This is a genomic window from Coleofasciculus sp. A1-SPW-01, assembly GCF_040217205.1.
Lineage (GTDB): Bacteria > Cyanobacteriota > Cyanobacteriia > Cyanobacteriales > Coleofasciculaceae > Coleofasciculus > Coleofasciculus chthonoplastes_A.
This window is the reverse complement of sequence record NZ_JAVJNP010000145.1, coordinates 1-12930: the sequence shown is the minus strand read 5'-3', so window position 1 is coordinate 12930 and position 12930 is coordinate 1. Positions and strand designations below refer to the sequence as shown.

The window sequence follows — 12930 nt, the reverse complement described above, 5'->3', positions numbered from 1 at the left end:
TTTCAGTGTCATCAGTGTGTGACTAACCTCTCACCTCCCTACCCCCATCTCTCCAATAAATCCGTGAAATCAGTGTTTTAAACAATGACCAATGACAAATTAAACCGATTCTACCTTTCCCGACGCACCGCCCTGAAACTTATTGGTGTGGCTGGGGTGGGTAGTGTGATCGGATATTCTCGCTGGGCGAAACCGCAACCGACGGTTATTCAACCGGATACCCTGGATTTACCCCGAACCCTGACTCAGCCAAAATCGGTGGTGGTTGTGGGTGCGGGATTGGCGGGGCTTAGTTGTGCCTATGAGTTGAGTCAACGCGGCTTTGATGTGACACTATTAGAACGATCGCCTCAACTCGGCGGTAAGATTGCGAGTTGGCAAATTCAGGTGGGTGATCACGCCCTGCGGATGGAACATGGGTTCCATGGCTTTTTCCCGCAGTATTATAATTTGAATCGGTTGGTGGCTGAGTTGGAGATTCAGGATCACTTCCGTTCCCTGGAATTTTACTCGGTGGTTTTTCGGGATAATCAGTATCAGCCGGAAGTCTTTCGCCCTAGCCGTTCTGCCTTTCCCTGGAATGTGGTAGATTTAGCGATCGCGTCCTCAAATCGCTGGCGTTGGGGGATTAATTTGACCAAGTTGAAACATTGGCAGGTGTTTCGGGAAATTGGCGGCTTCCAAATCCCCGATAGTTTTCAGCGTTTGGATCAGTTATCGGTTGCGGATTGGGTAAAAGGTGAGTTTCCCCAGGGACTTTATGATCTGTATTTTTTACCCTTTGCTAAATCTAGTCTGAATGCGCCGGATTTGCTGAGTGTGGGCGAATTAATGCAGTTTTTCCACTTTTATTTTTTTGGTAATCCGGAGGGATTGGCGTTTGATGGAACCCGCCAGGATATGGGTAGGAGTTTGGTGGAACCCATTGCCCAGGCGATTCAAAATCGGCAGGGAACGATTGTTACAGAAGCGACGGTGAGTAGCATTAATTGGCAAGATGGGCAGATTCATTCGATTAGTTATCAGTCGGGAAATACTCAACCCTCGGTGCCGTTTTGGGTGAAGCGGAATCGTAGGATGGAAACTGATGAATCCGATCAGACTGTGGACTATTACGGGGCTGGAGATGCCATGTTTGCCCTTTTTCCAGAGGAGAATCAAGCGATTTCTCTAACTTGTACTCATCAAGGCTGTACGGTACAACGCCAAGCAGATGGTCAGTTTCTTTGTCCTTGTCATGGGGCGGTTTATAATTCCCAAGGGCAGGTGATTGCGGGTCCGGCGAAACGGGATTTACCTCGGTTTAACCTGATGCAAAGCACTGAGGATGAAGTGCAACTGGTGGGGATTTCTAGTCCAGAGTCGCCCCCGGTAGCGACAGAAACGATTCAGGCGGATTATTATGTCTTTGCCACGGATGTTCCCGGTGTCCAACATTTGTTTAAATTAGCAGAAGGGGAAGTGAATTCCCAGGTATTTCAGCAGGTGGAACAATTAGCCGTCGCTGATCCCTTTGCGGTTGCCCGATTTTGGTTTGATCGGGATTTTGCTTGGAACCATAGTAATTTTACTTCTCTGTCTGGCTATCGTCTCACCGATAGTATTACTCTGTATCATCGCATCCAAGATGATTATATTCAGTGGCATGAAAAGACGGGGGGAAGTGTGGTAGAATTACATGCTTATTGTTATAAAGAAGACGAGTTTCCTAATCAGCAGGTTTTGTTAACCACGTTTGCACAGGAACTCTATGAAATTGTCCCAGAATTACAAACGGCGACGATGTTACATCGAGAGTTAGTGAATCAGAAAAACTTCTCTGGTTATCCGCCAGGGAGTTATCAGGAACGCCCAGAAACTGATTCGGGGGTGGCGAATCTATTTTTTGCTGGAGACTGGGTAAAAATGCCCTTTCCCTGTGGGTTAATGGAACGGGCGGTGAGTAGTGGATTCTTGGCGGCTAATGGGATTATACACCGGGAAGGATTGCAACAGCGATCGCTGTTATCGGTGAATCCAGAAGGCATTTTTTCAATATAAGGGAGATGGGTAATTGTAGGGGCGGGTTTAGGGATTCAATATTGAATCTCACCGATAACCTATCAACAAAACCCGCCCTGACTTCCCCTATCCCCAATGGAGAGGAACACGCTATGATTAAAGGTGCGATCGCGAAATTAGGACTGATTAGTTTATTAGCAGGATTGTCGCCAACGGTACAGGCGCAGGAATCGCCTCCCTACATTCCCCAAACAGCCGCAGCTTTGGCGCTGCAAGGGGAGGTGCAAGAGTATTTAAATGCGGTGAATCTGGCGCAATTGAATTATTTTCTGGAGTATTCTCAGTTTGCCACAAGTTTAGTTGAGTTAAATTTGGCGGGGTTCCAGGAGACGGAGAATTATCGCTATTTGATGTTACCTGCAAAGAATCCGCTTCAGGGTATGATTATGATTGCCCAAGCCAAAGATCCGAGATTAAAAAGTTATGCGGGGGCGACTTTTGTGGTATCGTCGGGTGAGATTATTAAAGGGATTGGGGGGATTTGTGAGACGAATTTGCCTTCAACCTCTCCGCCGGTGATTCCGACGGCGCCGACGTTTGCTTCTACGGGGATATTATGTCCCTTTGGTTCTCATGCGTTAACGGATTTTGATCGGGACAGAATATTATAGGGTGTGACACCGTAGGGGCGCACCGACGTGCGCCCGATTCAATGGTAAAGGATTTTGCTGTTCCGTTATTGATGAGATAGGGCGGGTTTTGCTGTTCCGTTATTGGTGAGATAGCTGAGTTGAATTCCTAAACCCGCCCCTACAATGGATAAACCTGTCCCTACAATTAAATTGTAACTACAATTGAATTATGACTTAGTATGACTAATTTAGACGTTCGCCAACTTAGAATTAACCTCAATCATTGGTATGTTGTCGCCCGTAGCGATGAGGTTAAATCTAAACCTATCGGCGTAACCCTTTGGCATCAAAATATTGTTATTTTTCGCGATAGTACGGGTGAAATTCATGCATTAGAAAACCGTTGTCCCCATCGCCAGGTGCAATTGAGTCATGGTCAAGTTAAGGGAGATTTGTTGGAATGCACCTATCACGGCTGGCAGTTTAAGTCAACGGGAACTTGTGTTTTCGTTCCCTATTTAGCTGAAAATCAAAAATTGCCGAGTTGTGCAATTCGTGCCTATCCGGTACGGGAAAAAGATGGGTTTATTTGGCTGTTTCCAGGGGAGGGTGATAGGAACATTCGACAACCGATGGGACTCCCGGAGTGGGAGCATTTGAATTATATTGCTACGGTTTCTCGGATTGACTGTAATGCCCATTATTCATTTCTAATTGAGAATTTGATGGATATGTATCATGGGCATTTGCATCAGGATTGGCAAGCCTGGGCTGATCCGGTTTTGGTGGATATTGATGAGGATGAACATCGGGTGGATGCTCATTATCAGGCGAAGAGTTATTATAAGATTGATAAAATTTGGTCGATTTCTCAGTTGTTTTTTCCGGCGTTACGGCGTTTGCATCCGGAACCGTTGGATGTGAGTTATGTTTATCCCCATTGGGTGTCGAGTTTGGGGGAAGATTTTATGATTTATTGTTTATTGTGTCCGGTGAATTTACGGCAGACTCGTGCCTATTTGGTTCATTTTACGTCGCTGAATGCGTTTTGGCGGTTGCATAAGTTACCGATTTGGTTTCGGCGGTGGATTAAGGATAGTTTGTTTGGTTCGGCGCAGGGGTTGTTGGATGGGTTGGTGCGTCAGGATGTGCAGATGATTGAGGAGGAACAGTTGGCGTATTTGGCGCATCCGGAAGGGAGGGGGTATGAGTTGAATCGGGCGTTGGTGAGTGTGCAACGGGTGATGCGAAAGCAGGGTAATTTGTAGGGGCGGGTTTAGGGATTTAATTGTAAATCTCACCGATAATGTTTGTGGCAAAACCCGCCCTTTTTTAAGGTATGAGTTGAATCGGGCGTTGGTGACTGTGTAACGGTTGATGCGAAAGCAGGGTAATTTGTAGGGGCGGGTTTAGGGATTTAATTGTGAATCTTGCTGATAATGTTTGTGGCAAAACCCGCCCTTTTTTAAGGAACAGTTGGTGACTGTGCAAGGGTTGATGGGAAAACAGGGTAATTTGTAGGGGCGGGTTTAGGGATTGAATTGTGAATCTTGCTGATAATCTTTGTGGCAAAACCCGCCCTTGGTTAAGGTTGAATGTATATTTTACGTTGGTGGTGTCAGCGTTACGTTGATGGGCTGAAGCCCACACTACGAACTACGAACGACATTATCCTGGCGGTTTAGTAATAATTATCGCGTCTGATATGACTGTGTAGTTTTTTCTTTCCCAGATGAAGTTTAGGGTTTGTCCGGGAGATGAAGAGATTTTATCTAAGTAAGCTGTTATTCTAGCGTCGAGAAGCGGTTTGGCGCGTTTCAATTTCCAGGATTGAAAGAAATTTGAGGGGTCAATCAGAACTAAGAATAAGCGATTCGAGGCATCAAAGCGACGGATACCTTGATTTTCGTACAGCCATTTGATTAGATTAACGGGATTTGTCTGTGCTTCTTGAATCAGTTGTTGCCGAAAATTAGTGAGTTCAGAGAGTAAAGTTTGGGCGTCTTCTGACGGATAATCACTGGCTTTTTTCCATAAGTCTGAGAGTAATTGACTGTCAGGAAGATTAGGGCTGAATGTGACTTGATGCTGACGCGCCCATTGTTTCAATAGTGTAAGTTCTGGACGCTTGTTTTCTGAACGACGGCACTGTTTGATGTATCCTTCAGGAAAATAAGTGACTTTCAGGTCAAAGGGAACATTATTTATAAAAAAGTCTATTTTTTTGATTAATCCTACCGCAGGTAATACTTTATCATGATCACGAAAAATATCTTCGATTATGATTGATGTCCAATGGTTATACCATGAACATAAAACGTAACCTCGCATACTATAGTGAAGCTCATTCTCGATACTGTTTGAGAGGTGATTATAGTTATGGATTTTTTTAACGTAGTTGTCTATAATTGTTCGTTCCAGGCTATTTTGATGCAGTCCACCCCAGTCGAAACTCTCTAGACGATAGAGTTGATTAACGAGTTCTGGCTCTTGTTGACGACGCGCTTCTCGCTCTGAGGCGTAAATTTGTTGAATGGTAGAATTAATAATGGTGTCATTAATAGAGGTGGTATTAAATGCTTCTTTCAATAACTCTCGTGCTGAGGTTGTTTGGGGGGTTAAATCTGCGGATGCGAATAATTGGTATAAGTGTTCACGGCGCGATAAGGAACGTAGTTTAAGAAAACGGAGTCCGTCATTGGTTTGGGATAATTCTCTGATGCGATTGTCTCGAAACCAGGCTTGTGCTGTCTCAAAGTCCATCGGGTTAATTCTTGACTAATGGGGAAAAGTATTTGACCAACCGTGAATGGTTTTTAATTGCGAAATTTTGTTTAAATTAGCGTTAGGGTTGCCGAAAACGAGGGCAATGTCATGCTTGAGACTCCCTTTTCGGTTATCTTGGACAACGGAACGGGCTGAATAGTTACAGGGGAATTGTCCTAGATAGTTGAGAGTTGATGATGGTTCTGAACTATCTATTAGTTGTTTGATAAATGCCCAGCTTTCCTGTTGTCTGGCATTATAAAGTAGGACGAGAAAGCCGTCGTCTCGCAGGATGGATGAACAGTCGGCACAGAAGGCGCTCATGGTTTGATTGTAGAGGGGGGCGGTTTTGGCGCGTTCTTTGGCGTTTGAGATGACGATTTCTGAGTCAAAGTTGGGTTCAATTCCTAAGATGCTATTCCACAGTTCACTGAGTTCTAGGTAGGGAATGCGATCGCTGTGTGGAGGATCGGTTATAATTAGGTTAATTGATTTCTTGGGCAGGTGCTTGAGTTCCTGTTGACAAGGGGCGCAGATAATGCTACATTCTGCGTCATTTTGGTAGAATTGATCGAGAGTTTCACTAATAGTGCTGCCTTGTAAAGGATCACCATTTTTGATGGCGTTTAAAAGTTTGGTAACGCGCCGCTCAAAACAGTTCCAAACGTTGACTTCAAAGTGTAATGGGGGTCGCCAGTAGCCAATCACCCAACTCCCGATTTCTATTTTTTTTGAGGGATTTCCGTTAGTTTTGCCTCTGCCTGTAACGGCGAATACCATCTTTGTCATTTGTCCAGATGCTGCGGTTAGGCATAGCTTCATCGCAGGTTGAGCGGCTTGGGGAAGTTGGTTAATTTGGTTTATGATTAAGTCCAGGTTATGTTGGGCGCGACCTGTGATTAGGTCGGATAGGGAGAGTTGCGGGGTGGCGTTGATGCGGCTGTTGGCGAAGAATTTAGGGGGACGAATGGTTTGGCTTTGATAGGTTGAGAAGGTGTCGATGAGTTTCAGGTCTTCGGGTGTGGGGGGGAGTTCAAGGCGGCTGGTGCTACGATTTCCGGATAACCAAATTTGACGTAATTGGTTGTTTTGCCAAAGATAGTGGGATGCGATTCTTCCATCGTTGAGTTGATAGGTTTGGTTGATTTGGGGTTTGAGGGTTTTTTCTAGGAATAGGAAGGCTTCGCGGATGAGGGGGTAATCGGGTGGGGAGATGAGGAGTTTGGTTAGTTCGGTGGCGATGGGGTTGATGTCTATTCCGATGAAACGACGTTTCCGCAGCCGGGATTCGCGGGCGGCTATGCCGGAACCGACGAAGGGGTCTAGGATGATATCGTTTTCTTGGGTGAGTTGTTGGATGGCGAGGGCGAGGGGTTCGTGGGGTTTTTTACCCCAGTATTTGTGTAGTCTGTACCAGCCTGAATATCCGCTGGGATGAGTGATGGTTTGGGGGGATGGTTCGGGATTGTTGGTAAGTTCTAGGGTTAGTTGTTTGTACACTCGGTTTGTTTGGTTTTATCAGGTTTTGGGGTTGGGTTGGGGGAGGTTTGATGATATTACAGGATAATTTGCACGGCGTTGCGTTGATGGGCTAAAGCCCACACTACGAACTACAAACTACAAATCTAAGGGTAGGGTGACGGTGAAGGTTGTGCCGATGCCGACTTCACTGTGGACGTTGATGGTTCCACCGTGAATTTCGATGGCTTTTTTGACGATGGATAATCCCAGCCCGGTTCCGGGTAGGTTGCTGACGTTTCTCGCCCGGTGGAAGGGGTCAAAGAGTCGGGGGATGTCTTCTCTGGGTATGCCGATTCCTTGATCTTGGATCTGAAAGCATACTGTATGATCTGGGTAGGTTAGGGTGAGGGTTATGGCGCTGTTTGGCTGGGAATAGTTGATGGCGTTGGATAAGAGATTGCCGAGTATTTGATAGAGGAGTTTTTCGTCGAGGCAAACGCTGTGCTTGGTTCCGGGGGCGTTGAATTGTAGGGTTTTACTGCTACCGGCGATGACTTGATAGTCTTCGACAAGGGTTTGGCAGAATTGTTCTAAGTCCAGTAATGTAGGGTTGAGTTCGAGTTTGTCGGCGCTGGCTTTGCTGAAGACGAGAACGTCATCGAGTATTTTGGTAATTCGCCGCACAGCTTTATCGGTTCGTTGCAGTAATTGATTGCATTTTTCTTCGGTTAAGCCGTCGTGAGAACGGGCGAGGAGTTGGGCGGAAACGTATATCATGTTCAGGGGGGTGCGGAATTCGTGGGAGACGGTTTGGATGAAGCGAGATTTGAGTTCGCTGAATTCTTTTTCGGCTTCTAATTCTCGGCGTAGGCTTTCGGCTTGATGGCGATAGGTCATGTCCCGAATTAACCAGCGCAATCCCACGATTTCTGATTGGGGATTGAGAATGGCTGAGATGGAAATCTCCGCCGGGAATGGTTCACTCTGGCGCGGTTTAATGAATATTTCCCAGTCTCGGTAGAGTAGGGTGGTGGGAAAGTCGGGGGAGGATAAGTGGGTGAGTTGGTTGAGTTGACTGAGAAAGGTGCGTTTGCTTGTATCAGCAATAAAGACAGCTAGGGGTTTGCCGATGAGACGCTGCTTATCTATATTCATTAGGGTAGCGGCGGCTTGGTTGGCGTCTTGAATTATACCGGATGCGTCGGTGATGAAATAGCCGTCGGGGGCGAATTCAAAGAGTTCTTGATACTTTCGGCGTTCATTTTCTGTGGCTTGATGCGCTGCGGAGATTTCCTGATTCCGTTCTTGGATTTCTTCGACGGCGGCTTGTAATTCTTCTAGGGTGGTGGATAGTTCAGTAACGGTTTCGGCTAGCTGAATTGAGCATTCATCGGGTGAAATGTCAGCTTCAGATTGAGCCTGTGTCAAGCGTTCCTGGGCTTGGTGAATATGCTCGTTAATGGCTTCGGTTAAGGTGTCTGAGGATAAATTTAGTTTTTTTTTGCGGATTGGTTAGGATTCATCATTTCCTCCATTACCTCATGGGTGTCTAGGTTATTAAGATTTATCTAGGGTTAATGCAAGGTTTTATTGATAATTGCGTTGAAAAAATAGGAATCTGTTTGTCTGACTATCTGAAAACAGTTATATCAGGATTAGTCTGGATACGACATGTCGTATCCAGACTAGAATTTTTTGGCATTATTCAGGAGCGGTAAGTTGACAGTAAATGTCGTACCTACATCAATCTCACTTTGGACAGATATCATGCCTTGATGTAAATCCACGGCTTTTTTGACGATCGCGAGTCCTAATCCTGTTCCGTTTATTGTACCTGTATTCTGGGCGCGATGGAAGGGTTCAAATAAATGCACTTGGTCATTGGCGGGAATGCCGATACCGCGATCGCGAATTAATAGTATAGCTTGATTCTCCTCACGATTCAGTTCAAAATCTACAGGATCACCCTTGGGTGAGTATTTCAGGGCGTTGGTGAGTAAGTTACTCAGAATTTGCCGTAGCAGTTTGGGGTCAAAATTGCCGCAAATGTCATCATCGTTACACTTAAGCTGAATCCGTTCTTTATTCGCGGCTTCTAGGTGCAAGTCCTCGACTAAAGTCTGACAGAATTCGCTTAAATTGACAACAGTGGGATTAAATTCTAGTTTTTCGGCGTCGGCTTTGCTATAGATTAAGATATCTTCCAATAACTGGGTCATATAATCGACCGATTGGCTAATTTTCTGGAAATGTACGGCTTTTCGTTCTGGACTCAAGCGATCGCTATACCGTTCTAGCATTTCACTAGAGGATAAAATCGTGGTTAGCGGGGTGCGGAATTCGTGGGAGACGGTACTGAGAAACCGGGATTTGAGTTCGCTGAGTTCGTGTTGTTCGGCTAATTCCTGGCGTAAGGCTTCCGCTTGCTGGCGCTGACTGATATCGCTAATTAACCAGCGCAATCCGGTTAGAGTACCGTGATTATCGCGAATGGGAGAAACGGCGATCGCGGCGGGAAAGGGTTCACCGTGGCGAGGCTGTAGCTGCACGTCCCATCCCATCGACTGGGAGGATGTTCTCACTTGTTGCAGTTGATTGCGAAAGGCTTTGCGGTGAGATTCAGCGACAAAGACAGGTAACGGTTTGCCAATAAGATAGTTGAGCGAGATGTTCAACATCATACTGGCGGCTGGATTGGCGGTATGAATTTCTCCCATCAGATTTGTCACAAAGTAGGCTTCTGAGGTGCATTCAAATAACTCTCGGTAGTGCTGGATTTCGCTGTCGCTGGCATTATTTATGGTGACTAACTCCTGCTGTTGCTGATCGAATTCCTCTAATGTGATCGAAAACTCCTCTAGAATCTTTGAGAGGATTTCGGGTTGATCCGCCGCTTGATTGATTTGGTTAAACAAGGATTCTAGGCGTTGTTTGGAGCGTTGAATCAGTTTGTTTAGGTTAGTCATGGGGATTGGGTAAGGGTAGGTTTACACTTATCTTATCTTTCGTTCACAAAGGATGCTTCGCTTTTGTTGCATGGGTGAGGGGTTGAGCTTAAGTTGACACCAATGTCACCCCTCATCCATCTTCTTGATTCACTTCATCTACCAATATAATCGTGCCGTGTAATTGTTCTTCTATCCCTTTCAAGCCGTGGAACGTAACCTGACATTGAATGGATTGACCTCGGCGATTAATCGCATCCACCATGATTGTCTGATGATTGACCTCGCCCTGATAACAGTTACGGATTGGTTCGCGCAACTGTTTCACAGGTAAGCCAATATCTAAACTGAGGAGGGATTTGTCTTCTACCTCGTCACTGCGTAGTCCCCAAAGTTCCTCGGAATATTCATTCCAACGGATAATCTTAAATTCGCGGTCTACAATAATCACCCCCGTTTGGAAACTTTCTAGAATTGAATTTAAAAAGGCATTGACTTGGTTGACTTGATCCGTCCGCAAGCGCAATTCATCATTCATCGTCCGCAATTCTTCATTGGTCGATTCGAGTTCTTCATTCATTGTCTCCAGTTCTTCGTTGGTGGATTGCAATTCTTCGTTCGTCGTTTCTAGTTCTTCGTTCGTGGATTGCAATTCTTCGTTCGTCGTTTCTAGTTCCTCATTACTCGACTGGAGTTCCTCATTCGCCGTCTCCAGTTCTTGGGAGGATGTTTTATATTTCTTGTGTAACTGGTTGTAGCGAGTGACATCCTGAAAGGAAATACTCACTCCCAACAACTGCTCACCATTGCCATTTTCCTTTAAAGGACTAATTTGCACATCCAAATACTGAGTCGTATTGGACTCCTCCCGCACCACATCGTTAATCGTAATCGACGTGCGATCGCGATAGACATCATCGATGAGAGACCGCAGTTCTAGGGGACGGTAGGAAAGTTCCAAATCTTGAAATAGTCTGCCCAGATCTTGCCGTTTGATATCAAACATTGACCGGGCGATCATATTTGCCAACACTAAGTAACCATTAACATCAACAATAATTTGGGCAATGGGTGAGGTATTAAACGCCGCTTCTCGTAGTCGCACCCGCTCAGACAGACGCGCACTCGATTCTTTATCCCCAGCTTGGGCGAATATCAGCAGGCGATCGCTTAGTTTCGGTGTGGCTACTTTGGTAAAGAGGCGGTGCTTTAAATTCACAGGTCTAAACAGGTTACTATTGGTTAGCAGCATCTCCGCTTTGCCCAAAAATAGAGTGCCATTCTCCTTTAGCGCAAAGTTAAACCGTGCCAAAATCCGTTTCTGAGTTTCCGCATTAAAATACATTAGTGTGTTGCGGCAAATCAGTAAATCCAGCCGGGAAATTGGCGCATCTTGAACCAAATCATTCCGACCAAAAATCACCACCCGGCGAATATCAGATCGGAATACATACTGATTGTTAACTTGTTCAAAATAGCACTGTCGCCATTCCTCAGACACGTTCTCTAAGGCTTTGGAAGTATAGCGTGCCCAACGCGCTTGATCCAAAGCTTCTTCGTCTACATCCGTGGCATAAATTTTAACCCGTTGGCGAAATTGCTCCAACCCCATAATTTCTGCCAAAAGCATGGCAATAGAATAGGCTTCTTCCCCCGATGAACACCCCGCACTCCAAACGCGGATTTGCTCTCGCTTATCCTTTTGCTGCAACAGTTTCGGCAGGAGTTGATACTGTAAATAGTCCCAGGCGTCCGTATCCCGGAAAAATGCGGTAACGTTGATTAAAATTGTATTGAACAGCGGCTCAAATTCTTCCGGATGAACTTCCAGGTAGTCCAGATAATCGCCAAAGTTATCGATATTGTGAGACTGCATTCGCCGGGTTACCCGCCGCTTTAGTGTCGAGCGTTTGTAACCCGTAAAATCAAAGCCTCGTGTTTCTTTTAAGTATTCCAGTAGAGATTCAAAAATTCGATTTTCTTCTTGTTGTTTGTCATTTGTCATAACTTATTACTTATTACTTATTACTTATTATAAAAGCAACAGTTAAAAATAAAAAGTAAATAGCAAATTCCAGAAATATTCAAATAGTCTACTCTCTACCTTTTTTTACAAGTTGGATGAGTGTTTCAGCAATTTCGGGTAACGGTAAAATTAAATCAACGATCCCGGTGTCAATGGCAGAACGGGGCATACCAAAGTGTTCCGACGTCTCTTGATTTTGGCTAATCACCATACCGCCCATTTTCGCGATCGCTTGCACTCCTTTTGTGCCATCTTTCCCTGTCCCGGTTAAAATGACAGCAATTGCCCGATTTCGATAACTATTTGCCAGTGACTCAAACAGTAAATCTGCTGAGGGACGGACAAAATTGACCATAGGTGACTGCGTTAAGGAAAGCGTACCATCAGAGTTGACCAAAACATGATAATTCGGTTGGGCAATATAGGCTTCTCCCGGACTTAGCTTGTCTCCATCCTCCGTCTGCTTAATCGGCAAAGAAATCCGTCGGCGGAGTATCTCTGCCATTAAAGAACGGTGACTGCGGTCAAGATGCTGTAAAATCAGAACGGCTGCTGGAAAGTCACTCGGTAGATGGGATAAAACCTCAGATAGCGCCTTTAGTCCGCCAGCAGATGCGGCGATGGCGACGACATCAAAGGCGGTATTGGCGAAGGCTGGGGGGGGATTGCTGTGTTGATCGACCTGGGGTTGTGTCATAGGGTAGCACTGACATATAAGGGTTAACGCTTTCAGTGTACCGATTTTGGCAATATCGGGGCGACGTCAGAGGTTATGGTGAATCCAGCACGTTAGTCAGGGTTTGGTGACCAAACCCCTACACAATGACACGAATGCACGTTGGCAAAGGGCGCACGTCAGTGCGCCCCTACGTGTGCCGACAATCGGGTTTAATTCACCTCTAATGTGAATCCGGGCAAAACATCCTCCCCCGACAACACTACAGGCATTCTAACGACTTCCACCCGAATCGCGAGGGGCTACCCCTTCAACGAAGTAAGGGGTAGGGGGATAGCGGAAAATGCGAGGGGTCAATCCCCGAAGTATTTTCAATCTCTCTCTTTCTATCCCATGAGGTGGTATAGTTTAGCCATGAAACAA

9 protein-coding genes are annotated in these 12930 nt (G+C 45.7%); 3 read left to right on the top strand and 6 right to left on the bottom strand.

Translation table 11 applies throughout. The annotated features are described in order from the left end of the window. The first annotated feature begins 84 nt into the window (after positions 1–84). The 3 genes from RH949_RS22335 to RH949_RS22325 all read left to right on the top strand — a co-directional run bounded on the left by RH949_RS22335 (position 85) and on the right by RH949_RS22325 (position 3901). Positions 85–2040: an FAD-dependent oxidoreductase gene (locus RH949_RS22335; protein ID WP_446356234.1), complete on the top strand. Its 1956-nt coding sequence runs from the start codon at positions 85–87 to the stop codon at positions 2038–2040. Between the two features lie 41 nt (positions 2041–2081). Further along, positions 2082–2672 (top strand): type IV pilin-like G/H family protein, encoded by a 591-nt coding sequence (locus RH949_RS22330; protein ID WP_446356232.1) that lies wholly within the window; start codon positions 2082–2084, stop codon positions 2670–2672. 200 nt (positions 2673–2872) lie between these two features. Beyond that, entirely contained in the window at positions 2873–3901 is a 1029-nt protein-coding gene (locus tag RH949_RS22325; RefSeq protein WP_446356230.1) for an aromatic ring-hydroxylating dioxygenase subunit alpha, read from the top strand. A 400-nt stretch (positions 3902–4301) separates the two neighbouring features. On the opposite strand, the gene RH949_RS22320 is transcribed toward RH949_RS22325, so the two are convergent. From RH949_RS22320 to RH949_RS22295, 6 genes are all read right to left on the bottom strand, one after another. Next, on the bottom strand, positions 4302–5396 hold the full coding sequence (locus RH949_RS22320; RefSeq protein WP_446356228.1) for a hypothetical protein: 1095 nt from the start codon (positions 5394–5396) through the stop codon (positions 4302–4304). Between the two features lie 15 nt (positions 5397–5411). Then, positions 5412–6899, bottom strand: coding sequence for a DNA methyltransferase (locus tag RH949_RS22315; RefSeq protein WP_446356226.1), 1488 nt, complete (start codon positions 6897–6899; stop codon positions 5412–5414). Positions 6900–7016: 117 nt separating this feature from the next. After that, positions 7017–8288, bottom strand: coding sequence for an ATP-binding protein (locus RH949_RS22310; protein WP_446356224.1), 1272 nt, complete (start codon positions 8286–8288; stop codon positions 7017–7019). A gap of 257 nt (positions 8289–8545) precedes the next feature. Next, positions 8546–9826: a PAS domain-containing sensor histidine kinase gene (locus RH949_RS22305; protein WP_446356222.1), complete on the bottom strand. Its 1281-nt coding sequence runs from the start codon at positions 9824–9826 to the stop codon at positions 8546–8548. A 112-nt stretch (positions 9827–9938) separates the two neighbouring features. Beyond that, positions 9939–11810, bottom strand: coding sequence for a CheR family methyltransferase (locus RH949_RS22300; protein WP_446356220.1), 1872 nt, complete (start codon positions 11808–11810; stop codon positions 9939–9941). 88 nt (positions 11811–11898) lie between these two features. Beyond that, the gene (locus tag RH949_RS22295; RefSeq protein ID WP_446356218.1) at positions 11899–12528 is read right to left on the bottom strand and encodes a chemotaxis protein CheB; all 630 of its coding nucleotides are present in this window, start codon (positions 12526–12528) and stop codon (positions 11899–11901) included. Positions 12529–12930: the final 402 nt, after the last annotated feature.

What these genes read in the sequence shown, in the direction of transcription:
- RH949_RS22305 (WP_446356222.1), bottom strand. Translation starts at nt 9,826, where the DNA reads ATGACTAACCTAAACAAACTGATTCAACGCTCCAAACAACGCCTAGAA.
- RH949_RS22295 (WP_446356218.1), bottom strand. Translation starts at nt 12,528, where the DNA reads ATGACACAACCCCAGGTCGATCAACACAGCAATCCCCCCCCAGCCTTC.
- RH949_RS22335 (WP_446356234.1), top strand. Translation starts at nt 85, where the DNA reads ATGACCAATGACAAATTAAACCGATTCTACCTTTCCCGACGCACCGCC.
- RH949_RS22300 (WP_446356220.1), bottom strand. Translation starts at nt 11,810, where the DNA reads ATGACAAATGACAAACAACAAGAAGAAAATCGAATTTTTGAATCTCTA.
- RH949_RS22320 (WP_446356228.1), bottom strand. Translation starts at nt 5,396, where the DNA reads ATGGACTTTGAGACAGCACAAGCCTGGTTTCGAGACAATCGCATCAGA.
- RH949_RS22325 (WP_446356230.1), top strand. Translation starts at nt 2,873, where the DNA reads ATGACTAATTTAGACGTTCGCCAACTTAGAATTAACCTCAATCATTGG.